The sequence below is a fragment of the Bradyrhizobium sp. SBR1B genome (assembly GCF_014198205.1).
Taxonomy (GTDB): Bacteria; Pseudomonadota; Alphaproteobacteria; order Rhizobiales; family Xanthobacteraceae; genus Bradyrhizobium.
The window spans coordinates 107,814-131,884 of the sequence record NZ_JACIHC010000012.1 but is presented as its reverse complement, the minus strand read 5'-3'; the positions used below and the strand labels follow the sequence as shown (position 1 = coordinate 131,884).

Annotated in this window: 21 protein-coding genes; 6 read left to right on the top strand and 15 right to left on the bottom strand. The window is 63.9% G+C overall.

The window, feature by feature from the left end; genetic code table 11:
* Positions 1-291 precede the first annotated feature (291 nt).
* A complete protein-coding gene (gene dusA, locus GGD61_RS26455; RefSeq protein ID WP_183231564.1) occupies positions 292-1,290 on the bottom strand; it encodes a tRNA dihydrouridine(20/20a) synthase DusA in 999 nt (332 codons plus the stop codon).
* Positions 1,291-1,890: 600 nt separating this feature from the next.
* Here dusA and GGD61_RS26450 point away from each other — a divergent pair.
* From GGD61_RS26450 to GGD61_RS26425, 6 genes are all read left to right on the top strand, one after another.
* Complete coding sequence (locus GGD61_RS26450) at positions 1,891-2,715, top strand: metallophosphoesterase (protein ID WP_183231563.1); 825 nt, start codon at positions 1,891-1,893, stop codon at positions 2,713-2,715.
* Between the two features lie 6 nt (positions 2,716-2,721).
* The gene (locus GGD61_RS26445; RefSeq protein ID WP_183231562.1) at positions 2,722-3,888 is read left to right on the top strand and encodes an ABC transporter ATP-binding protein; all 1,167 of its coding nucleotides are present in this window, start codon (positions 2,722-2,724) and stop codon (positions 3,886-3,888) included.
* Positions 3,885-4,814 (top strand): carbohydrate ABC transporter permease, encoded by a 930-nt coding sequence (locus tag GGD61_RS26440; protein WP_183231561.1) that lies wholly within the window; start codon positions 3,885-3,887, stop codon positions 4,812-4,814. The genes GGD61_RS26445 and GGD61_RS26440 overlap by 4 nt, the downstream gene beginning before the upstream one ends.
* A complete protein-coding gene (locus tag GGD61_RS26435) occupies positions 4,814-5,689 on the top strand; it encodes a carbohydrate ABC transporter permease (RefSeq protein ID WP_183231560.1) in 876 nt (291 codons plus the stop codon). The genes GGD61_RS26440 and GGD61_RS26435 overlap by 1 nt, the downstream gene beginning before the upstream one ends.
* A 29-nt stretch (positions 5,690-5,718) precedes the next feature.
* On the top strand, positions 5,719-7,023 hold the full coding sequence (locus tag GGD61_RS26430) for an ABC transporter substrate-binding protein (protein ID WP_183231559.1): 1,305 nt from the start codon (positions 5,719-5,721) through the stop codon (positions 7,021-7,023).
* Between the two features lie 65 nt (positions 7,024-7,088).
* Positions 7,089-8,705, top strand: a complete 1,617-nt coding sequence (locus GGD61_RS26425) for an inositol monophosphatase family protein (protein ID WP_312012740.1) — start codon at positions 7,089-7,091, stop codon at positions 8,703-8,705.
* A gap of 7 nt (positions 8,706-8,712) precedes the next feature.
* Here the strand turns inward: GGD61_RS26425 and GGD61_RS26420 are convergent, their stop codons facing one another.
* From GGD61_RS26420 to GGD61_RS26355, 14 genes are all read right to left on the bottom strand, one after another.
* Positions 8,713-9,090 carry an NUDIX hydrolase gene (locus GGD61_RS26420; protein WP_128966907.1) on the bottom strand — a complete coding sequence of 126 codons (378 nt, stop codon included), beginning with the start codon at positions 9,088-9,090 and terminating at the stop codon, positions 8,713-8,715.
* Between the two features lie 4 nt (positions 9,091-9,094).
* Positions 9,095-10,114, bottom strand: a complete 1,020-nt coding sequence (locus GGD61_RS26415; RefSeq protein WP_183231557.1) for a zinc-binding dehydrogenase — start codon at positions 10,112-10,114, stop codon at positions 9,095-9,097.
* A 152-nt stretch (positions 10,115-10,266) separates the two neighbouring features.
* Complete coding sequence (locus GGD61_RS26410) at positions 10,267-11,214, bottom strand: sugar-binding transcriptional regulator (protein ID WP_197742265.1); 948 nt, start codon at positions 11,212-11,214, stop codon at positions 10,267-10,269.
* Between the two features lie 96 nt (positions 11,215-11,310).
* Complete coding sequence (locus GGD61_RS26405; protein ID WP_183231556.1) at positions 11,311-12,840, bottom strand: alkaline phosphatase; 1,530 nt, start codon at positions 12,838-12,840, stop codon at positions 11,311-11,313.
* Positions 12,837-13,598, bottom strand: a complete 762-nt coding sequence (locus tag GGD61_RS26400) for a glycerophosphodiester phosphodiesterase family protein (RefSeq protein ID WP_183231555.1) — start codon at positions 13,596-13,598, stop codon at positions 12,837-12,839. Before GGD61_RS26400 ends, GGD61_RS26405 begins: the two co-directional genes overlap by 4 nt.
* A gap of 9 nt (positions 13,599-13,607) precedes the next feature.
* Complete coding sequence (locus tag GGD61_RS26395) at positions 13,608-14,528, bottom strand: ABC transporter permease subunit (protein ID WP_183231554.1); 921 nt, start codon at positions 14,526-14,528, stop codon at positions 13,608-13,610.
* Between the two features lie 4 nt (positions 14,529-14,532).
* Positions 14,533-15,486: an ABC transporter permease subunit gene (locus tag GGD61_RS26390; RefSeq protein ID WP_312012739.1), complete on the bottom strand. Its 954-nt coding sequence runs from the start codon at positions 15,484-15,486 to the stop codon at positions 14,533-14,535.
* Positions 15,487-15,566: 80 nt separating this feature from the next.
* Entirely contained in the window at positions 15,567-16,898 is a 1,332-nt protein-coding gene (locus GGD61_RS26385) for an extracellular solute-binding protein (protein WP_183231552.1), read from the bottom strand.
* A 167-nt stretch (positions 16,899-17,065) separates the two neighbouring features.
* Positions 17,066-18,691, bottom strand: coding sequence for an FGGY-family carbohydrate kinase (locus GGD61_RS26380; RefSeq protein ID WP_183231551.1), 1,626 nt, complete (start codon positions 18,689-18,691; stop codon positions 17,066-17,068).
* Positions 18,692-18,713: 22 nt separating this feature from the next.
* Positions 18,714-19,442 (bottom strand): SDR family oxidoreductase, encoded by a 729-nt coding sequence (locus GGD61_RS26375; RefSeq protein WP_183231550.1) that lies wholly within the window; start codon positions 19,440-19,442, stop codon positions 18,714-18,716.
* Between the two features lie 27 nt (positions 19,443-19,469).
* Complete coding sequence (locus GGD61_RS26370; RefSeq protein WP_183231549.1) at positions 19,470-20,726, bottom strand: sugar ABC transporter permease; 1,257 nt, start codon at positions 20,724-20,726, stop codon at positions 19,470-19,472.
* Positions 20,723-21,547, bottom strand: a complete 825-nt coding sequence (locus GGD61_RS26365; protein ID WP_183231548.1) for an ATP-binding cassette domain-containing protein — start codon at positions 21,545-21,547, stop codon at positions 20,723-20,725. The genes GGD61_RS26370 and GGD61_RS26365 overlap by 4 nt, the downstream gene beginning before the upstream one ends.
* 60 nt (positions 21,548-21,607) lie before the next feature.
* Positions 21,608-22,681: a sugar ABC transporter substrate-binding protein gene (locus GGD61_RS26360; protein WP_183231547.1), complete on the bottom strand. Its 1,074-nt coding sequence runs from the start codon at positions 22,679-22,681 to the stop codon at positions 21,608-21,610.
* 199 nt (positions 22,682-22,880) lie between these two features.
* Positions 22,881-23,765: an AraC family transcriptional regulator gene (locus GGD61_RS26355; protein WP_183231546.1), complete on the bottom strand. Its 885-nt coding sequence runs from the start codon at positions 23,763-23,765 to the stop codon at positions 22,881-22,883.
* Positions 23,766-24,071 lie beyond the last annotated feature (306 nt).

The following is a 24,071-nucleotide window of genomic DNA, read 5'->3' as shown; positions in this document are numbered from 1 at the left end:
TAATCCCTGCGCGGTGCGTGATGCCGGTTGGTGCGGCGAACAGAAAACGCGAAAACAACCCCATGCACAGTAGCCGATGCTTGTCCGATCAAGGACTTACGCGGGACAACGATGGGCGCCTCCCCGGAGTTATTGGATGCGTCGGGGCAAGGATATTGGTGACACGTCGGGCAAAACACCGGCAGAAGGGCAACATCGCGCAATCCGCCAGAGTCGGTCCGGCCGTCCGTCAAGCGGTGGTGCGTCAACTCATCGGCCTCTGAAACATCGCATCGGCCCGCAGGAATGCGGCTAGGCCGCGGCTTCCTCCGCAGGAGCACGCGCACCGACGCGCGCGATCGCATCGCGCAGCACCTCGGGACCGGCGCCTGCTTTCACCCCCTGCTCGGCCAGATGTCGGCGGAAGGCACGCGCGCCGGGCACGGCATGGAATGCGCCGACGAAATGCCGTGTGATCGCATGCAGCCGCGTGCCGCGCGCAAGCTGCTGCTCGATATAGGGCATCATCGCCTCGAGCGCGCCCTGCATGGTCGCGTGCGACGTCGCCTCGCCGAAGATTTCGTGATCGACGCCGAGCAGCCGCCACGGGTCCTGATAGGCGGCGCGGCCGAGCATCACGCCATCGACATGTTCGAGATGCGCTCTCGCTTCGTCGAGGCCTCGAATGCCGCCGTTGATGATGACAGGCACGTCAGGCATTGCGCGCTTGAGCCGATAGACGCGCTCATAGTCGAGCGGCGGGATGTCGCGGTTCTCCTTCGGAGACAACCCGTTGAGCCAGGCCTTGCGGGCATGCACGATCAGTGCGTCGCAGCCGGAGGCGACCACCGCGCGCGCAAGCGCATCAAGGGCGACTTCCGGATCCTGGTCGTCGATGCCGATGCGGCACTTCACCGTGACGGGAACCGCGACAGCGCGTTTCATCGCCTCGACGCACCTCGCCACGAGTTCCGGCTCCGCCATGAGGCAGGCGCCGAAGCGGCCATCCTTCACGCGGTCCGACGGGCAGCCGACATTGAGGTTGATCTCGTCGTAGCCGAACGTCTCGCCGATCCGCGCAGCTTGCGCCAGTTCGCGCGGATCCGAGCCGCCAAGCTGAAGCGCCACCGGATGCTCGCTCGCATCGAACCCGAGCAGCCGCTCACGGTCGCCATGAATCACAGCGCCCGTCGTCACCATTTCCGTATAGAGCAGCGCCCGCCGCGTCAGGTGGCGGTGGAACACCCGGCAGTGCCGGTCGCTCCAATCCATCATCGGAGCTATGGAAAACTTCCGATCTAACCCGTTCATTCTACTGAGATATTCCGTCTCTGCCCGGCCCTTGATGTGATTGGACCGATGAGAAATCTGGTGTGACGAGGCTTCCGCCACCTGGCTCTTCTAGAACCATATATGCACGAATTGGAAGTGGAAATCGCGTCTTCGGAGTCCCGGTGCACGCGTCACGCAAACGCTCAGCGAGAGGGCACACGCCACTCATAGGACACGCAGCAAAGGGCCTCGAGCACTCAGCTGGGAGATATCGGCTTCGATCATATTCGGTCGGCAATGTGAATCCAGGTTGCGCAGACGCTGAGCCCATTCAATCGCGACCGCGCAGACCGAAATTTCCGGCCCTAGTCAGACGACACACCCGGTTGCTCACGTCCGCGCATGATCCGCTTGTCTTGTAGTGAATTACATTTGTCACAATGACAGGTCATATGTATAGTTGATTGAAATGACACAAGCCGCTTAAGCGGCATCGTCAGCCAGGGAGAGCGCCGGAAGCTTCAGATTTCACGACTACAATGACCACTCCGCGCGGCGCGGGGCAGCGCATTCGATTCGAGCGACAGACCGCTGCGCGCCCAACGCACGGCATGACACGCGACCCAAAGCAGAGGCGTCATGGTCCGAGTTATTCAGATTTCCGATACGCATCTCAGCCCGAGCAAGCAGCACTTCGACGCGAACTGGGCGCCACTTGCCCGTTGGATCGCGCAGCATAAGCCAGATCTCGTCATACATACCGGCGACGTGACGGTCGATGCAGCCGATCAGGAAACCGACGCAGCATATTGCGCGACCCAACTGGCCTCGCTCGGCGTCCCTGTCGTGGCGGTTCCGGGAAATCATGACGTCGGCGAGGTCGGCAATCCGCATCAGCCGGTAAATGGCGAGCGGCTCGATCGCTTTCGCCGCCACTTCGGCGACGACCGCTGGCTACGCGATGTGGACGGTTGGCGCCTGATAGGCCTCAATTCGATGATCTTCGGCGGCGGCCCCGAAGAGGCGCGGCAGACCGAATGGCTCGAGGCCGCGATGGCCGATGCTGCGGGGCGTCGCCTTGCCTGGTTCACGCACCGGCCGCTGTTCATCGAGTCACCGACCGAGGCCGACACCGGTTACTGGTCGGTCAAGCCGGAGCCGCGCCGCGCCCTCCTCGATCTGCTGCAACGCTACCAGGTGGAGATCGTGGCCAGTGGACATCTGCATCGCTGGCACGAAATCCGGCTGAACGGCACGCACTACATTTGGGGGCCGGCAGCCGGCTTTCTGGTCGGTGAGAAACTGGCGCCGCCGATGGGCGGCGCTGCCCGGCTTGGGGCGGTGGTCTACGACATCGACGGCGAAAATATCGACGTGAGCATTCGTCCGGTGCCCGGCCTCACCGATTACTGGATCGACGACGTCGTGCACGAAGTCTATCCACCGCGCGAAGCTGGGGCGTGATCTGCGATGGCCGGCCTCACATTGCGCGGCATCCATAAAGCTTTCGGCGACACATCCGTCCTCAACGACATCGACCTCGATATTGCGGACGGCGAATTTCTGACGTTAGTTGGCCCCTCCGGCTGTGGCAAGTCGACGCTCCTGCGCATCATCGCCGGCCTCGAACCTCAGGACCGCGGCTCGGTGTCGATCGGCGGGACGTCGGTCGACCATATGCGGCCTCACGAGCGCAGGATCGCCATGGTGTTCCAGAATTACGCGCTCTATCCCCACATGTCGGTGTTCGACAACATCGCGCTGCCCCTCACCATGACGCGCCTCAACCTGTTCGAGCGCCTGCCCTTGATGCGTCATCTGTCGCCTCGCCGCAGGCGCATCATGGACGAGATCGCGCGTGAGGTGCGGGCCGTCGCGGAGCAGCTTCGCATCGAATCCTTCTTTCACCGCCGCCCCGGACAGCTTTCGGGCGGGCAACGGCAGCGCGTCGCGCTCGGCCGCGCAATGGTGCGTCATCCGCAGGCTTTCCTGATGGACGAGCCATTGTCGAACCTCGACGCCAAGCTGCGTGTGCACATGCGTGGCGAGCTGACCGAGCTGCACGCGCGTCTCGGCGCCACGATGATCTACGTGACACACGACCAGATCGAGGCGATGACGATGTCCGATCGCCTTGCCGTGATGGATCACGGCAACATACTCCAGCTCGGCACCCCCGCCGAGGTCTATGAACGGCCCGCCACGACCGCGGTCGCGCAGTTCATTGGCAGTCCGGCGATCAATCTATTTCCGGCCCATGTGGGGCCCAGCGGTCACGTCGAGCTGCTCGGCCGGACGCTGCCGATCGATGTTCGCAACGCGCCGACGCCGGAACTGACGGTCGGCGTGCGTCCGGACGCGATGCGGATCGGAGGCGGACCGTGCGCCGTCACGTGCAGGTTCCGGCGCCGCGAAAATCTCGGCTCGGAAAGCATCCTTCACTTCGATCTCGTGGCCTCCCCGGAAGTAGCGGTGCTCTGCCGGGTCGACAACAGCATCCCGATCCCCGAGGGCGAGGTCCCGCTCGCCTTCGAGCCACGGGATTGCCACGTCTTCGACAACAACGGCCGCCGCATCGAGGTGGAAAGCCGCAATGCCGCCGGCCGCGATGTGCGCCGCACGAGCGAGGCCCGATGACCACGGTCGCGGCTCAAGTCACTCCGCTCGTCGCGGCGCCGCCAGCCGGCCGCCAGCGATGGGTCGAGCGGTTCGCGGGCTTGGGCTTTGCCGCGCCGGCCTTCATCCTGCTGGTCCTGACGAATCTGGCGCCGCTGGCTGCTCTCGCCTTCCTGAGTTTTACCAACTACGAGCTGGGTGCGCTCGACTTCTCGTTCGTCGGCTTCAAGAACTTCGGCGCGGCGCTGCAGGATCCCGCGATTCGTCGCTCGGTGACCAATACCCTGCTCTACGTGGCGATTGTCGTGCCCGGCGGCGTCCTGATCTCGCTGCTGGTCGCAATCCTGATCCACCAGCGCAAGCGCACGCGCAGCCTCTATGAAGTGATCTATTTCCTCCCCGTTACCTCGACGCTCATCGCAATGGCCACGATGTGGCAGTTCCTGCTGCACCCGACCCTGGGGCTCATCAATCAGGCGCTCAAGGTACTGGGGTTCGCGGAGACGGCTTTCCTGAGCGAGCCGCGCCTCGTCATCCCGACCCTCGCCGCGATCGGCATCTGGCAGCTCATCGGTTTCAACATGGTGCTATTCCTCGCCGGGCTCTCGGATATCCCCAGAGATCTCTACGAGGCCGTCGACATCGACGGCGCGAGCCATCCCGTCGACCGCTTCCTCAAAGTGACGTGGCCGATGCTCGGTCCGACCACGATGTTCGTGACCGTGACCACCTTCATCACCGCCTTCAAGATCTTCGACACGGTTGCGGTAATGACGCGGGGTGGCCCCGGAGGCGCATCCGAGGTGCTGCTGTATGCCATCTATCTGGAGGGATTTCAGTACTTTCACATGAGCTATGCGGCGACGCTCACACTCGTCTTCCTGGCGTTCACGCTGGTGTTCTCGGTGCTGCAAACCTTCGTCCTCGACCGCCGGGTGCACTACTGATGCATCAGCCAGCCACGATCCTCCGCCCTTCCGCACCGGTCGCGATCCGGATACGCCGCCTCGTCTCGCTCGCACTCGTGCACGCGGTGCTGATCGGCGGCGCCGTCTTCATGCTGCTGCCCTTTGTCTTCATGCTGACGAGCGCGATCAAGCCGCCAGGCGAGATCTTCGAGGCGACGTTTCGGCTCTGGCCGCGTCAGTTCTATGGATGGCAGAACTTCGAATCCGCCCTGAGCACCGCGCCGTTGCTGCGCTTCCTGCTCAACGGACTGATCGTCTGCGGCGGAATTCTCATCGTCCAGCTGCTGGTCGCAATTCCCTGCGCCTACGCGCTCGCCAAGCTGAACTTTCCGGGACGCCCGGTCCTGTTCTCGCTGGTCCTGCTCGGGCTCTGCATTCCGGTCCAGGCGCCCTCGCTCCCGCTCTACATCGCGTTCGCCGAGCTCGGCATTCTCAACACCTACCTCTCGATGATGATGCCGTTCTTCCTGTCGGTCTTCGCGATCTTCCTGTTCCGGCAGTTCTTCAAATCCTATCCGGACGAGATCATCCAAGCCGCGCGGCTCGATGGCGTCGGCGAATTCGAAATCGTCTGGCGCATCGTCGTGCCGAGCGCCTGGCCTGCCATTGCGGCGTTCTCGATCTTCTCGGTCGTGGCGCACTGGAACGACCTCTATTGGCCGCTCATCGTCGTCTCCGACACCAAGCTCGCAACACCGCCGCTCGGCATGATGTATTTCGCCGATTCCGAGCTGGGCTCGAATTACGGCGCGCTGGCCGCCGGAGCCACCATCATCACCGCGCCGCTGGTGATCGCGTTCCTGATCGCGCGGCGGCATTTCATCGCCGGCATCACGATGACCGGAATCAAGTGACGTCAACCACTGCCAGGGGAGACACTGTCATGCTGCATCGCCGAGACCTCCTGAAGAGCGCCGCCGCCGTCGGGAGCACCGCGCTTTCAAGCCCGTTTCTGTCGCGCTCCGCACAGGCGCAGGAAGTGACGCTGGACGTCCTCTATGCCTTCCCCGCCTTCGCGAAATTCCACGAGCCGATCGCCCAGGAATTCATGAAGCAGCAATCGGGCATCAAGATCCAGTTCCGGGCCCCGGCGGCGAGCTATGACGAAGGTCATCAAACCATGCTGCGGCAGGCCGTCACCAACCAGCTCCCCGACGTCTACTATTCGGGTTACCATCTGCTCGCGGAGCTCGTGCGCACACTGGTGAAACGCAACCAGATCACGGAAGTCGCGCCCTTGCTGCAGAAGGAGGATGCCGCCTGGCGCAAGGCCAACTACTCCGACGGAATCCTGGCGCTCGGCGCGGTCGACGGCAAGATCTATGGTCTCGCGTTCAATGCATCCCTGCCGGTCATCTATTTCAACACGCAGCTCGTGAAAGCGGCCGGCGGCGATCCCGACAAGATGCCCGACAATTGGCCCGGCATGATCGACCTCGCGGCCAACATCAAGACCAAGGGCACCGATGTCGCCGGCATCGCCTACAACATCCACGATTGGCCGGACGACTGGCTGTTCCGCTCCCTGATCCTGCAGGGCGGCGGCCAGATGCTCGACGCATCGGAAACCGCTGCCGGCTTCGGCAACGAGGCCGGGCTCAAGGCGCTCAGCCATTGCCGCAGATTCGTCGCTGACGCCAAGATGCCATTGATCGATTGGGATTCCTCGCGCCAGCAGTTCATCGCCGGGAAGATCGGCGTCTTCGCGGACACGCCGGCCCGGCTGCGCCAGGTCACCGACCTGATCGGCGACAAGTTCACATTGCGAACCTGCACGTTCCCGATCGACGACAAGCAGAAGGGCGGACTGCCGACCGGCGGCAACGCGGCGATCATCACGGCAAAGGACGCCGCAAAGCAGCGGGCCGCCTGGGAGTTCCTGAAGTTCGTGAGCGGACCTGAAGCGCAGACGATCGTGGTCGAGACCACGGGCTACATGCCGACCAATCTGCGCGCCTCGGGGCCCGAATTCCTGGCCCCGTTCTACGATAAGAACTCGAACTTCCGCACCGTTTCGCAGCAGATCGAGCGCGCGAAGCCTTGGCAGGGTTACCCCGGCGGACAGTCCGCGAAGATATGGCGCACGCAGCGCGAGATCATCCACGCCGTGATGCGCGGCGAGACCACCCCCGAGGCCGGGCTCGATCGCATGGTCAAGGAAAGCAACGCGTTGATGAAGAGCTCTTAAGTACTGGATCATCCATTGCGGCAACGGCCACGTGCCGGCCGCAACGCTTCAGGAGACGGAATTACGTGTTCATCATTGCCCAGCTGAGCGATCTCCATGTGCGATCGCGCGGCAAGCTCGCTTACGGCCACGTCGATACCAACGCGATGTTTCAAGACGCCATCGACGCGGTTCTGATGCTGGACCCGCGGCCTGATTGTATCGTAGTCAGCGGCGACCTTACGGATGGCGGGCTCGCGGAGGAATACGGGATCGTCGACGCCGGCTTCGCCAGGCTGCCGATGCCGGTGTTCGTCATTCCCGGCAACCACGATAACCGCGAACAGCTCCTCCGCTCGCTCCGGCCACGCCACCATTATCTGCCGCCCGATGGCTTCATCAACTTCGTCGTGGACGATTTCCCGCTGCGGCTGGTGTTCCTCGACAGCGTCGAAGCCGGACAAGGCCACGGGACCTTCTGCGCGACGCGACAGCAATGGTTGCGCGACGCACTGGCGGCCGGCGGCGGCAAGGCGACGCTCGTGATCATTCATCACCCACCGTTCCTGGTCGGAGCCGACGGGATGGACGAGCTGCGCCTCATCGGGGCCGATCCGCTCGACGCAATCATCAAGGACCATCCCGAAATCGAACGCGTGCTGTGCGGCCACTACCATCGCTCGATCACGACGCGCTATGCGGGCACCGTGGGCTATGTCGCCCCCGGCACGGCACATCAGGTGGCGCTCGACCTGCGACCCGGGCACGCCAACCGCTTCATCATGGAGCCGCCCGGATTTGCCTTGCATTGCTGGCAGCCGGACATGGGCGTCAGCAGCCACGTGGTCCCGATCGGAAACTACGGGTGCTCGCTCGAATTCGTATCCGATCGCCAGCTCAGGACGGATCGAGGTGACGGCCTTTCGACCCTGCTGGCCCGCGCGGACACGGTCGTCGACGAGGCCGCAGCCAGGCTGGTCGCGATGCAATTCTCGCCCCTGCACACCGAGCGCAAGGAAGGGCTCGACATCGTCACCGAGGCGGACCTCGCCTCCGAGGCGATCGTCGTCGCTGGCCTGAAGGCCCTGACGCCGGATGCCGGCATCCTGGCCGAGGAGAGCGGCGCAAGCCCGGGAGATCACGCCGCGCGCTGGATCATCGATCCGCTCGACGGGACGATCAACTACGCGCGCGGGCTGCCGTGGTTTTCCGTCACGGTCGCCTACGAGGTCGGCGGCGAGACGAAACTTGGCCTGATCGACGCGCCGAAGATTGGATTGAGGGCGCGCTACCTCGCCGGGGAAGGCGCGACGATCGACGGCGTGCCGGCCCGCGTCTCCTCGACGCGTTCGCTGTCGGATGCGGTCATCTCCGTGATCCTGACCTCGCATTTCACGCCCGAGGAAGTCCAGCGGACGGCGCGTGTCATCGAACTGCTCGGCAAGCTGGTGCGCGGCGTGCGTATCGTCGTTTCGGGCGCCTTTGAGACGACGATGGTGGCCTCGGGCCGCCTCGACGGCTTTGTCTCGCTGAAGGCCGACATCGTCTCGCACGCGGCCGCGATGCCGATGGTGTGGGCCGGCGGCGGCAAGGTCACGACGCTGACTGGACGGCCGTGCCGCAACGACGATCTCGACAAGATCGCCTCCAACGGATTGATCCACGATGAGTTGCTGGCGCTTCTGCGCCAGGCGCTGCAATGACGGAACGCTATCGCGGAAACAGCTTGTCGCGGATGTAGCGCGAGGTCGGGGTCAATCTGGCGCCGCGCGGCTTCCGCCAAACCGCGCGGTCGATCTCCTTCTTGTCGCCGACCTTCAGGCGCCCCGACACCTTCTTGGCCAGGAAGATCGCATCGCTCATCCGCCGGCCGGTTCCGCCCTTCTTCGCCTTCACTTCCTTCCAGAGCTTCAACGGCCCGAGCTTCAGCTTGGGCAACTCCTCCTTGATCTCGCGGCGAAGGCAGCGCCTGTCGCTCTCGCCTGCCCGCCGTCTTCCCCCCGGAAACATCCAGAGCCCGTCGCGCCGGCGCCGCACCATCAGGACGCGGCCCTTTCTCGCGACGACCAGTTTGGATGATTTCGCCATGGCCTTACGGGCAGATGATCGCCTTGATGATTCCGTCGCGCCGCGCGACCTGCTGCTCGAACGCGGCAGGCGTCTGGTCGAGCGAGAAGCTATGGGTCGCCAGCGGCGCGAGCTTGACCTGCCCAGACTGCGCGAGGGCGATGGCGCGCGGATAGACCTCAGGCATGCGGCGTGAAAACTTGATCGACAACCCCTTCCGGCGCGACTCCGCGCCGCTGAGGACATACTGGTTGTTCTCGGGAATGCCGACCAGAACGACCCGGCCGCCGATGCGCGCACAGCGTGCGGCATGCTCGAAGCCGTGCGAGGAGTCGGTCGCTTCGATGACGAGATCGACGCCGCGGCCTTCGGTGGCTTCACCGACCTCGGCGAAGCTGCGGCAGGCAACATCCGCACCGAGGTCGCACGCCAGTGCCGTGCGCTGCTCGACAGGGTCGATCGCGATGATCTTGCCGCTACCCGCGAGCCGCGCCAGCTGCACCAGCAGCAGTCCCACCGGCCCGCAGCCGAGCACCGCCACGGTCTCCTGAAGCCGCGGTCGCGCCAGATCCATGGCATGGATCGCGACACCGAGCGTCTCCAGGATCGCCGCGCCGGCGGGATCGATGCTGTCAGGCACCACATGCACGGCGGATTTCGGCACGCAGACGAATTCGGCCATGGCCCCGTTGTGGGGCGCGTAACCCAGGAATTTCACATTGGGGCAGAGATTGGTGTGACCGCGGTGACACCATTCGCAATGGCCGCAGGGAATGGAAGGATCGACCGCCACCAACGCGTCGGCCGAGAACCCCGCTTTTCGCGCCGAGTCCGGCGTGAGGACACCCGAGAACTCATGGCCCAGGACGAACGGCCTGACTTGGGTCGGGCCAGTTGTTCCGCCCTCGAGATAGGAATGCAAATCGCTGCCGCAAACGCCGACAGCCTTGACGCGGATGATGAGCTCGTCCTCCGCGAGCGGCTTCGGCTCGGGGATATCGAGGACGCGGATGTCACGAATGTCCTGGAGCACCGCAGCGCGCATGTCGACGCCATCCTTCTGAGCAATTGTCTCTCCTATATTACATATGTAACACCGAGATGACAAATGCTTTTGCACGCCTTTCGGCACGCGCGTGGGCTATCGCGCACTCGGTGCCGAAGGCGCCGGAGCCCCTCTCCGTTGCGAGAATGCGGCTATTTTTGCTTGTCGATCAGTTTCAGCGCGGCGACGGCGGTGTTCTCGTCCGTCACCAGCACCTTGCCGATCCGGCCGCGCAGCACCGCGGCGATGATCGGCGCCTTGTTGAGCCCCCCGGCGATCAGCATTGACGTCGGCACGCGCGCCAGCTTCTCGAGCGGCAGCGCAATGGCGCGGCTGTTGATGCCGTGATCTATGGGCCGGCCGGTCTTGTCGAGAAACTGCGCCAGGACGTCGCCGACGGCGCCTGCCGCCCGCAGATGCTCGGCACGAACGTCCGGCGGCAGCCCATGCCGCATCAGCAGCGAGCGCGGCGTCAGATCTCCCATGCTCAACAGCGCTAGATCGATCTTCTCAACGCTGTTCAGCACCTCCTGATAGACCTCCTGGGCCAGGAAGGTGTCGCGCGAGCGCCGGCTGCTGACAAAGATCGGGGCGGCCAGATAGCTGCACTGGGCGTGCAGCCGGTGCGCTAGCTCACCCGCAATCTCGAAGGTGTTGAGCTCGAGTCCACGCGACAGGCCCCCCATCATGGAGACGATGGAGAGTTCGGGATAGTCCGCCGGCGTGACGTAACGGATGGTCTCACGCAAGGTCGCGCCCCAGCCGATACCGATGATGCGCGGCCGCTTCTGTTCGAGGAATTTCGATAAATACGCGCCCGCCGCCATCCCGATCAGGCTGCCGACCTGCTCGGGATTCTCCGGGCTCGGGATGACGACCGCGTCCTCGAGACCGCATTCCCGGCGCAAGCGATGCTCCAGCTCCGTGCAGCTCGCAAAGGCGGAGTTGAGGCGGATGTTGACGATACCGGTCTGCCGGGCATCCGACAGCATGCGATTGACGCGGGCGCGGGTCAGCCCCAGCCGCTCGCCGATCTCGGCCTGGGTCAGGTTCTCCATGTAATAGAGCCAGGCGACCCGCAGGATGGTTTGGTCAGTCACGGCGCAGCCCCCACAGCGGCCTCAAGGCACAGTCAGATGTCGGAGCATTTGAGGCGATCTTTCGTTGGTCGTCAAATCTGTGCCGTGCGGATCTCGTCATGCGACCCTCGCGCCCGGCGCGCCATCCTCGACCACAAAGCTCGTCAGCCGGCGCACCGCGCTCGCGGCATCCTTGACGTCGTCGAGCGCCTCGAATCCCACAGTGCAATGCCGGGCGTCGAGCTCCACGGTCGCATACCCGCGCTTGTCGCCACGCGCATAGACCAGATGCGGATTCTCCGCCAGCGTCTTGCGCACGCTGGCTTCGCTCGGACCGTCTGAGGTGATCGACGTACCGACGAACTCGGTCGCAATGGTCGGTCCGTCCGGCCGGGCGAAATCATGCTTCAGATCGGCGGTAAAGAAGGCGTGGCGGTCGCCGCCGATCACGATCGGATTGCGCCGGCGTTGCGCGACAAGCGAATCAAGCAGCCGGCGGCGGGCGTTGGGATAGCCGTCCCAGCCGTCCATCCAGAAATGCGCGCCATCGTCCGCCTCCCGCTTGTCCTGCGCCATCAATGTCTGCTGCGCGACGATTGTCCAACGGCCGCGACAGTCGCGCAGGCGCGCATCGAGCCATTGTTCCTGTAGTTCGCCGAGCATCGTCCGCGCTTCATCCGTCCGGCTCACACAGTCAGCCACCCAGGTCGGCCGCCCGCTTCCGACGCAGGCCGAAGCCGAGCGATATTGCCGGTCGTCGAGCAGCAGCACGTCGAGCATCTCGCCGAAGCGATAGTGTTCATAGATCGTGGCGTCGGCGCCGCGCGGGCGCGCCGTGGGTGGCAGCGGCATGTGCTCGTAATAGGCCTGATAAGCTGCCGCACGGATCTTCAGGAACTGAGCGGCATCGCGCACGGTGTAGGAGCGATCATTGGCATAATCGTCCATCACCTCATGGTCGTCCCAGACCGAAAGCCAGGGAAAGGCAGCGTGCGCCGCTCGCAGGTCGGGATCGCTCTTGTAGAGCGCGTAGCGGTTGCGGAATTCCTCGAGCGTCGTCGGAATTCCAACGCCATGCTGGCGGACGTGGCGCGATCCCCAGGATTTCTCGTAGATGTAATCGCCGAGATGCACGACCAGGTCGAGATCGCGCGCGGCCATGTCGCGGTAGGCGGTAAAATAGCCTTGCTCGTATTGCTGGCAGGATGCGAAAGCAAAGCGGAAAGGCCGCGCCGCCCTGGCGGGCGCGGTTCGGGTGCGTCCGACCGGGCTGAGCGCCGGGCCGGCGCGGAAGCGGTACCAGTAAACGCGATCCGGCCGCAGCCCCGTCGCCTCGGCGTGCACGGAATGCGCAAGCTCCGCGGTCGTCCGCACGACGCCGTGGGAGGCGATGCGCGCAAAGGCCTCGTCGCCAGCAACCTGCCATTCGACGTCCACTGCCGCGTCCCGCATGCCGCCGCCCTCGAGCGGCTGCGGAGCAAGGCGGGTCCACAGGATGACGCGATCTTCCCGCGGGCATCCGGACGCAACGCCGAGCGTGAAAGGATCTGCGCTGAGCGAAACCGGCGCTCCCCGCACGAACCCGGCGGGCGCAGCCAAGGCGGCGCTCGCCAGCGATCCCACGAGAAAGCGGCGACGGGGAATCATGGGCGCGCCGGCATCGTTTCGAGCCTGCGGCGAATGCTCGCGGCGAGATCCGGCCGATCGGTCGTGATCTGCCGCACCGGTTGGACAAGCCAGTAAGCGATATCCTCCGGCTCGTTGGTCACCCATGCACCGAGACGCTCGGATCCGAGCATCTTGAGGGCGAGCGGCAACGCGAGCCCCAGGAGCGATTTTTCGACCGCGACGATGCAGCCGGGAATGGCAGCCAATTGGGTCAACGCGGGCTCAATTCCGCCCATCATCTCCGCCGAACGGCGGTCGAGCGAAACGAGCACCCGCGCCTCCGGCCACAGCCGGAGCGCGGTCTCGATCACGCCGGGCACGAAGCAGGTGATGATTGCACGCCGTTCCAGGCCCCGACGCTTGATCTCGCTGATCAGCCGCGCCTCGAGGCCCGAATAGGAATTGCCAAGCGCATCCGTCTTGATCTCGATGTGGAGCTCGAGCGTGGATTCGCTGAACACGTCGAGCACCTCGTCCAAGGTCGGAATGCATTCATCGCCGGCATCACGAAGACGCGTTGCCGTCAGTTGCCGCAAGCTGCGCTCGCCCACCGGCCCGCTCTCGAATGTGGTGCGGTCGAGCAGCGGATCATGGATCACGACAAGCCCGCCGTCCGTGCTCTGATGGACGTCGAACTCGACTGCGTCGACCCCTTCCCTGCACACGTTGCGGAAGCCCGTCAGGCTGTTCTCCGGCCAAAGATTGCGTCCGCCGCGATGCCCGGCGATGAAAACCATGATCAGTCCCTATTTGCTGCTGTCGACAAGACCCTTGATGAACCAGCGTTGCAACAGCAGGACGACCAACACCGGCGGCAACATCGTGAGGAGCGCACCACTCATGGCGATGTTCCAGGCCGGCTCGCTGTCGGAGCGGGGGATCAGGCCCTTCAATGCAATGACCGCCGTTGCCATGTCCTTGTCGGTCGTGAACAGCAACGGCCAGAGATATTGATTCCAGCCGAACAGGAACAGGATGATGGCGAGCGCCACCATGTTCGGAACGGACAGCGGCAGCAGGATGCTCCAGAAGAAGTGCAGCGGCGAGGCGCCATCCAGCCTCGCCGCCTCGCACAGCTCCTCCGGGATCGTCAGGAAGAATTGGCGAAAAAGGAACGTGGCGGTGGCCGAGGCGATCAGCGGAAGGATCAGCCCCGGATAGGTGTTGACCATGTTCCATTCGAGCGCGATCGCGACCTCGTGCCCGCTGATCCAGCGCCAGAGATCGGCGACATGGAGCGTATCCAAGAGCCATTGCAGCGGCAGCGCCGCATTTGCCACGGCTTCGAAGGTCGGCACGATCCGGACCTCGATCGGCAACATCAGCGACGTGAAGATCAGCCAGAATGCGAGCATTCGATAGCGGAATCGGAAGTAGGTGATGGCGAAGGCCGAGAGCAGCGATACCGCGATCTTGCCGGCCGTGATGCCGAGCGCCACGATAATCGAATTCGCGAAGGTGCGGCTGAAATTGCCCTTGCTCCAGGCCAGCTGAAGATTGTCGAAAAACTGGCTTCCCGGCAGCCATGGCAGCGGCACCTTCTGCACCTCGGCCACCGTGAGCGAGCCGGCCACGAATGCGAAATACAGCGGTACGCAGACCATCAGCGCGCCGGCGATCAGGATCGCGTGGCAGAGCATGTCAAGGACCGGTGAGCGTTCCACCATGCGGCTAGACCCCGTAATTGACCTTGCGGTCGAAGTAGCGGAATTGCAGCAGCGTGCAAATCAGCGCAAAGCTCATCAGGAGAACCGACTGTGCAGCGGAAGAGCCGAGATCGAGATTGACGAAGCCGTCGACGAAGACCTTGTAGACCAGAATGTTGGTTGCACCGGCCGGGCCGCCCTTGGTCACGGCATCGATGATGGCGAAGGTTTCGAAGAAGCCATAGATGAAGTTCATCACCGTGAGGAAGAAGATGGTGGGCCCGAGCATCGGCAGCGCGATCGAGACGAAGCGGCGGATCGGTCCCGCGCCATCCACGGCGGCAGCCTCCATCAGCGACACGGGCACCGCGAGCAACCCCACGACCAGAAAGATATAGTCGTAGCAGATGTGCTTCCATGACGCGGCCAGCGTCACCAGGATCAGCGCATCGGTCGGATTGAGGTTGGGGTCCCATGCAATACCGAGCCCGTGCAGCACCTGCGCGAGCGGGCCGACGGCGGGATTGAATAAGAAGGCCCACAGGATGCCGGCGATCGCGGGCGCTATGGCATAGGGCAACAGGATGATCGTGCGATAAGCCGAACGGCCGCGTATGATCCTGTCGGTGGCAAAGGCCAGCACGAGCGCGCTGCCTAATGTGAGCACGTTCTGCGCCACCGTAAACCAGAACGTCACCGCGATCGACTGGCGGTAGTTGCTGCTCGCAAGCAGCGTCTTGAAATTGTCGAGCCACACGAACTGAACGTTGGTCCCGAACGGATCGCTGAGCAGAACGGACTGCATCAGGGCCCGCAGCGACGGAATGAAGAAGAAGAACAGCAGGATCAGAAATTGCGGCAGCAACAGCAAAGTCGGCAGGCCGGGACTGTCGCCGAAATTGGCCCGCTTCAGTCCGGCCTCCTCACGCGGCCGCGTTCTCCCCGACGGACGCGATCTACCGGCGGCAGCCGCCGGCACGGCCTTCGACCCTCCGCCCCCGTGCCTTCCCTGAAGCACGGGTGCGCGTGCCTCGCGCCACGGGATGGACAGGCGCAACGTCATGGACGCTCGGTTTCCGGAGTCTTCCCGGCATTCAGCTTTTCGAACTGCCGCAGGATCTCGTTACCCCGCTTGACTGCGTCATCCATAGCCTGCTGCGGCTGCTTCTGACCGGCGAACACCGCCTCGACCTCCTGGCGCTGGGCCAGCATCGTCTGCACGAAGTTGCCAAAGCGGAAGCCGCGCGAGTTCTCGTTCGGCGTGCCGCGCGAGAGCTGCAGCACCGCGATCTCCCTGGTCGGATGATCCTTGTAATAGCCCCGCTCCCGCGCGAGTGCATAGGCGCGGTTGGTCGCGGGAACATAGCCGGTTGCGCCGTGCCACCAGACCTGGGTTTCCGGCTGCGCGACGAAATCCAGAAAGGCCGCGACAGCCTCGTATCGCTCCGGCGTGTGGCCCTTCATGACCCAGATGGCCCCGCCCCCGATGGTGCTGTTGAGAGGCGGATTGATGTCGCTCTCGTGCGGCAGGAAGGTGGCGCTCCAGTTGATGGTCGCATTGCGCTCGATGTTGCCGTGCGATGCGGTCGAATTGACGAAGGTCGAGCATCGGCCCGACGTGAACAATTGTTCGGGACTGAAGCCCTGGCCCGCGATCTGCATCACGCCGTCATCGAGCCATTTCTTGAGCCGCGCGACTTGCGAGACCACCTTCGTCTTGTTGTAGACGAATTCGGTGCCGAGCCCGTCGAAGCCGTTCGCGAGCGTACCGTAGGGCTGGTTGTTGATGGCGCTGTAGTTCTCGAGCAGGCTCCAGTAGAAATCGCCGGGCAGCACCGTACCGCACTCGCTGCTCCCCTTGGACTTGATGGTGTAGAGCTGCTTCTCCAGCTCCTGCCAGGTGTCGGCCGGCTTGTCGAAGCCGGCCTTCTGGAAGTGATCCTTGTTGTACCAGAAGATCGGCGTCGACGAGTTGAAGGGCATCGCCGACATCCGGCCCTTGTAGCTCCAGAAGCTTGCGACGGGTTTGATGAAGTCCGAGAAGTCGATCTTGTAACCCTTCTGCTCCACCAAATCCTGCACGGGGACAATGGCCCCTGAAAGCAGCATCGTCATGTAACCGCGCTCGGCGATCTGCACCATCTCCGGCGGCCGCTTGGCGCGATAGGCGGCGATCACCCCGTTGGTCACCTCGTCATAGTTCCCCTTGGCGACCGCGACGACCGTGTACTTGTCCTGCGATTTGTTGAACTTCTCGACCAGCTCATTGAGCCGGTCGCCGAGGACGCCACTCATGGCGTGCCACCACTGGACTTCGACCCGCGCCTGCGCCGGACCAACCAATGCCAACGCGCCGAACAAGGCCGCAATGAATGCGACTTTCCTACCCATGGGCAGCCCTCCCTCGCCGGGCATAAAGACCCGGGATATACATTTGTATTTTTATCATGACATATGTGTCGAGATGATGAAAGAGGGTCGAGTCCCCTCTCCTTCAGGCAGTGCCGGCGTAGAAGGCGACCCGTGCCTGGGGACGCCGGATCCGGTCGGCAAAGGGGCTACGAAACGCTTCGAATTGCCCGGCCGACCTTCTGTAGCGCTTCGAATGCTCCAAAGCGCCGATCGGCCCAATCCGCCAGAGCGGCCTGGGGTCGAGAGATGTCTCCCAGAACCGACATCGCCTGCATCGCCTCGCCGAGATTGGCATGGTCGCCCGAAGCAACTGATCCAAGCATCGCGGAGCCGAGCAGGACGGCCTCCGGGGATGCCGACGCAGCCACCGTCAAACCCGTCATATCGGCGAGGACTTGCCGCACAAGGCGGCTCTTTGCGGCGCCACCGCTGACCACGATCGTATCGACCGCGATGCCCCTGTCCTGCTGGGCGCGAACGATCTGCCTGGCCCCGCAACCGAGACCGCACAGCCCGGCAAGATAAAGCGCCAGCAGGCTCTCCAGATCCGAGCGCATATCGAGCCCGGCAATCAGCGCACGCGCGTCAGGGTCCGCGAACGGCGCGCGATTGCCGAGGAATTCGGGAACGACATGAACCTCGCCGACCAATTGCGGAATCATTCCGTCACCGCCGCGGGATTCGGTTTCCGAAGCGAGCCAATCGGCAAGCGTTTGCTGCTTCTGGCGTGCAGCCTGCGTCGCTTGCGCGGAATGCGGATGCATCTGCAACAGATGCTCGATGGCAGCGCCGGCGGCCGACTGCCCGCCTTCATTGAGCCAAAGCCCGGGCACCATGGCGGAGAAATAGGGTCCCCACACGCCGGGGACGAACGACGGATCCGGCGTGGTCGTCATGGTACAGGCGGACGTTCCGAACACATAGGCCATGCGCGTCAGCACCGTGCCCGCCGTGCCACGCGCGCCCACCGTACCAACACCGCCGGCATGTGCATCGATGAGGCCGGCAGCGACCGGCGTACCCGTCGCGAGTCCGAGATCGGCCGCAGCCTCCGCCGTTAGGCCCGCCGCCAGCCTCGTTCCGCCGGGCACGATCTCGGTGCCGATCCTGCGGAATTGCTCGTCCGCGAGCACGCCGAGGCCGACCCTGCGGAAGAATTGATCGTCCCAGCGGTTTTCATGAGCCAGATAGGTCCACTTGCAGGTCACGGTACAGATGGAGCGAGACAGGCTCCCCGTCGCACGCCAGGTAAGAAAATCGGTCAAGTCCATGAACTGCCACGCACGGGAAAACGTGTCGGGCATGTTTTCGGCGAGCCACAACAGTTTCGGCGTCTCCATCTCGGGTGAGATCGTTCCGCCGACATAATCAAGAACCGTCTCGCCCGTCTGGTTGATCCGGCGCGCCTGATCGGCGGCGCGGTGATCCATCCAGACGATGACGTTACGAGCAGGATCGCCGGACGACCCGACGGGCAGCGGCGCGCCCCCTTCGCCCAGCACCACCAGCGAGCAGGTCGCGTCGAAGCCGATGCCGGTAATGCTGTCCGGCGCGATGCCGGCCTGTGCCACCGCGCCACGCACGCTGCGGCATACGGCACGCCAGATGTCCTCGCTTGAGTGCTCGACGACGTCGCCGGACTCCCGCCAAAGTGCGATGGGGGCGCTGTCACTCGCCGTCAGCCTGCCGGAGCGGTTGAACACGCCGGCCCGTGCGCTGCCGGTGCCGACATCGATGCCAAGGAAATGGCGGTCATCGGATTGTTTGGTCATCTGGATCGCCAATTGGAGAATGCTACAGATCGTTGCTCTGCGGCAAAATGACGAGGTCGCGGACGGTGACGTTCCTCGGACGCGTCAACATGAAAAGCACCGCCTCTGCGACCTCCACCGGCTGCATCAAGCCACCTGCCGCCATTTCTTCCTCGATCTTCTCCTTGGGCCAGTCCTTGATGAGAGCGGTCACGACGGGACCAGGTGCAACGGCACCGACGCGCAATCCATGCTTGGCGACCTGGCGGCGCAGTGTATGCACGAACGCCTGCACCGCGTGCTTGGAGGCGGTATAGATCGGCTCCCAGACGACGGGGACGAGACCTGCGATCGAACTGGTGACTATGATGTCGCCGCTCCTGCGCTCGACCATGTGCGGCAGCACCGCATGGATCGACCGGAAGAGCGCATTGATGTTCAAATTGAGCATGCGATCCCAGGCGTCGGGATCGCCGCCGAGCACCTCGCCGCCGACATAGGCGCCTGCATTCGCATGGAAGATGTCCAGCTGGCCCGCCTTCTCCAGCAGCAGCGGCATCATGGCTTGCATGCTCTCGGGATCGGTGAGGTCGATGCGTAACGGAATCGCCTGATCGCCCAGCTCGACGCAGGCTTTGCTCAGCGCCTCCTCCGCCCGATCGATCAGCACCACCCGCGCGCCCGCGCCGATCAAAGCTCTGGCGCATTCGAGACCGATGCCCGATGCGGCGCCGGTGATCGCGGCAACCTTTCCTGCAAGTTCCTGGGCCAAGGCTTGTCCTTTTCTTGTGCGGGTTATTCAAGCTCGGCCATGGGAGAGGCGCGAGCGTCGCGCGAGCGAATCGACGATGACCGCAATGGCTAGGACCGCGCCCGTAATCATGTACCGTAGCGACGAGGAGAGATCGAGCAGCGTCAGGCCGCTCGCGATGGACTGGATGACGATGACGCCGAGCAGTGCGGAATAGGCGCTCCCGCGACCGCCGAACAGGCTCGTGCCGCCGATGACCGCGGCGGCGATCGCATTGAGATTTACATCCCCGGTCCCGGCCTGCTGGCTGGAAGATGCCAGCCGCGCCGCGGCAAGAATGCCGCCGGCCGCCGCCAGCGTGGAGCACAGCACGAACGCGGTCAGATAGACCCGGCGAACGTTAATGCCGGCCCGGCGGGCCGCCTCGCGATTGCCGCCGACGGCGGACATCGAGCGGCCCCATTTGGTCCGCGTCAACGCGTAGTTCATGACCACGCACAGGCCGACGAACAGTCCGAACATCCACGGAATGCCGCGGCCGAGATTGAGATAATAGACGACGAATTCGAGCAGGACGGTGACCAGCAGCGCCTTCAGCACCATGCGGCCGAGCGAACTGGCCGATAGCCCTGCCTGCCGCCGGCGCAACGCTGTGCGGTAGCTGGTCACGAACATCACAAGGCTCGCGACCGCCGCCAGTACGTAGGACACGATTGGCGGCATGACGAGCATCTGCCCGAAATTGACCAGCGGCGATCCGTACGGAAGATTGATCGAGCCCGAGGAGCCGAGCAGATACAGCTGCAGGCCCAGCCACCCCAGCAGGCCGGCCAGGGTCGAGACGAAGCTCGGCATCCCCAGCCGATTGAACAGAAATGCGTAGAGCGCGCCGATGGCAGCGCCCAGCACCAACGCCGTGACGATCGCCACACCGACCGGCCAATCCTGACCGACCCAAAGCACGCCGACGAGCGCCGAAGCAAACCCGCTCACCGAACCGACCGAGAGGTCGATCTCGCCGACCATCAGGATACAGACGATGCCCAGCGAGATCACCCCCACCGTCGAACAATCGAACAGCAAATTGACAAGGTTGTTCGGCGCCAGGAAAACAGGGTTGAGACTCTCGAACGCCGTGCAGATGACAATGAGCCCGACGACCACCGGCAGCGAACCGAGGTCGCCCGACCGCACGCGATCCACAAACGCGCTGAACATGTTCCCAAATGTGTCCGCGTGCTTGACCCTCTCATCACTGCGGTCGAGCAGGCGCGCGGTCGAAACCTGTTGCGTGTCGTCGGTCATCGCCCAAGCCCCGGCGACTGATGGGCGTGGCGCCGGCTGGCGCGGCGCGAGACCGAGTTTTCGTCCGCACCGGTGATCGCGGTGACGAGATCCTGGTTGGAAGCGTCGGGCTCGAACTCGCCGTTGTTGCGGCCGAGGCGCAGTACCACGATCCGGTCGGCGACCGCGCGGACGTCCTCCATGTTGTGACTGATCATGATGACGCCGAGGCCGCGGGCGCGAACGCGCTCGACGAGGTCGAGCACCTCGGCGGTTTGGGCGACGCCAAGTGCGGCGGTCGGCTCGTCGAGCAGGATGAGCTTCGGCTCGGTGAGCAGCGAACGCGCGATCGCCACGGTCTGGCGCTGTCCGCCGGAGAGCGACGCAACCGGCTCGCGCACGCTCGGGATCCGCGCCGACAATTCGTTGAGCAGCGTCCAGGCGCGGAGCTCCATGGAGACCTCGTCGAGCCGCATCGGATTGAGCTCGCGGCCGAGGAAGATATTTGCGACCACATCGAGGTTTTCGCAGAGCGCCAGATCCTGGAAAACGGTGGCGATGCCGAGGCCGAGCGCAGTGGACGGATCGGACAGGACGACCGGCTCGCCGCCGAAGGCGATCGTTCCAGAGCTGGGCTGGTGCACGCCGGCAAGGATCTTCACCAGCGTGGATTTTCCAGCACCGTTATCGCCCACGAGCGCCACGACCTCGCCGGCATGCACGTCGAGATCGACATTGGTCAGGGCGGACACGGCGCCGAAATGCTTGGAAATTCCGCGAAGACTCAAGACCGGCTTGCGCGGTCCACCCTGCGCGTGATCGACATCCGAGATCGTGGTCATGTCCTAGTCCGTCCTCTCGTCGTTCGTCCCGGCCGCCGCGAGCGGCCGGGACGGACGCAGTTACTGCGTGATGCCGAGCTTCTTACAGCCGGCGGCATAGCGGCCCGTGCAGAGTTGATCGGCCGTCTGGATCTTCTTGTCGATGATCTCCGCCTTCAGGTTCTCCTGAGTGACGACCGCCGGCACGAACAGCTTCGATGGCGCATTGAAGAGCGTGGTTTCCGCCTTGGGTGTCTCGCCGGAGAGGAACTTCACCGCGGCCTGGGCCGCCGCGGCGGCCACGATCTCACTGGGCTTGGAGATCGTGTTGTACTGATCGCCGGCGATGACGAGCTGAAGCGCGGCGATCGTCGCATCGTTGCCCGTCACCGGCGGCACCGGATCGACGCCTGCGGCCTTGAAAGCGGCAATTGCACCACCGCCGGTGCCGTCGTTGGCGGCCACCACGCCGAGGATCTTCTTGCCAAAGCGGGTGACCTGGCCGCTCGCCCATTGCTGCGCCTTCGGCGGCGCCCAGTCCGGCGTGTCGTATTCGGCGAGAATCGGATAGCCGCTCTTATCAAGGCCCGCGTGGATGCCCTTCTTGATGAGCCCCGCAGCGGCATCGGTCGGCGATCCATTGATTTCGAGCACGCCCTCACCTTCCTTCGCCGTGACGTTGGCGGCCTTCAGATGCTTGATGAGCGAGTCGGAGATGGCCTTGCCGATGGCTTCGTTATCGAAGGAGACGTAGAAATCGACCTTGGCGTCGGGGACCGGCCGGTCGTAGGCAATGACCTTGATGCCCTGCGACTGCGCCATCTTGACCAGGGAGGCCGCAGCGGTCGAGTCGACAGGGTCGAGCACAATGACCTTGGCGCCCTGCGAGATCACCGAGTTGAATTGCTGTTGCTGCCGTGCCGCATCTGCGCCGGCGTTCTGGTAGATCACCTTGCAACTTGCGCAGAGCTTCTTCATCTCAGCAGCGAAGCCCGGATAGTCATGTTGTTCGTAGCGGGTGGACGCCTGATCCGGCATCAGGAAGGCAACGGTCGCGTCCTTCACCTCTGCGGCCTGCGAGAACATGGCCGTTGTACCGAGCAGCGACAGGGCCAGGGCCAGTGTGCCCGTATGTTTCGGGGAGAACCTTTTCATTCGGACTTTCCTTTCCAGAACTAGAGTGCTGTGGTTGATCCTTGAAGATGGGCCGTCGCGGCTCCCGTCCCCGGCGGCGATGAGTGCCGGTGCTCCGAAGCCGCGCGGAATTCCTGGACAAGCGATTCCTGTCGCGGGCTGCCATCGGCATGCCCGCGTCATTCTTCCCGTGGTGGTCTCCTCCTTTGCTTTTCGCCGGCTAGGCCGCGCGTGCCGTATTGATGTTCTGCGCGAGCAATCGCCTGAAGCGCGAAGGCGGCATGCCTTTCTCGGCCAAAAACTGCCGGTTGAAATTAGAGAGATTGTTGAAGCCGACCTCGAAGCAGATGTCGGTGATGGACGCCTGCTCGTCGCTCATCAAGATCTGGCAGGCGAGATTGATGCGCAGCCGCTTGACGTATTGCACCAGCGACATGCCGGTGTGCCGGCGGAAGGAACGCGAAAATGCGCTTTGCGACTGGCCTGCGATCGCCGCTAGCTCAGCTTCACCGAAAGGCTGCGTCAGGTTCTGCCGGATGAAGGCGAGCGCCTTGTTCATCCCCGCGGACATGTATCCCGAGGGGTCAGGCAAATAGTTCGGGCTGGAGAGCGGACGCGCGCTTCGGGCGCGGGAGAGCGTTCCCAGGATCATCAGGAACAGCTCGATCCGGCGCACACCGTTCGCCGACGCGATCTCCTCCATCAGTGGAGCGATCTTGTCGCTGGTGCTGCGGGTGAAGAGCGCGCCGCGCCGCGAGAATTCCAGCAGCGCAGCAAGGCCCGAGAGCTCGGGCATGACCTTAGTGAGGTCGCCGATGAATTCTTCGCTGAACTGGAGGATACGTCCGCGCAGCGGGATGGTGCTCCCCGGCGGCAGATCGCTCACCCAATTGTGCGGCAGGTTGGGGCCGGTAAGAACGAGATTGCCCGGCTCGAACTCGCCAATGAAGTCGCCGACGAAATACCGACCGCTGGTCGCCACGACCTGGTGCAGCTCGTATTCAGGGTGGAAATGCCAACGGACCGTGTGGAATGGGTAGCCGTGCGACCACGCCTTGAACGATTCGCCGCGCCGTATCTGGACAACTTCCAGGTCCGGTTCCATATCCGCTCCCTTCGGGCCGGTGCGGTTTTTGATGATCCGCCCCTGTTCCCTTATCGGCTGAATTTGCTCAGCGCTTCCTCTCGTTAGGGATCGTAGCGACCGGTATCCGGGCCCGCCACCACGATTTCAATGTGCAACTGATACTTTTTTGATGTGCAGCATACAGCGCCCCCCTAACCGGGTCCGCACTCTCCACGAAACGGCGCCTCACAACACCGGCTCTCGAAAGTACGGTCTCGCGCACGCACGGCGGTTACGGACAGCAGGTCACGATTGCGCGGAAGGATTCCGGTGATTGGGGCTGTC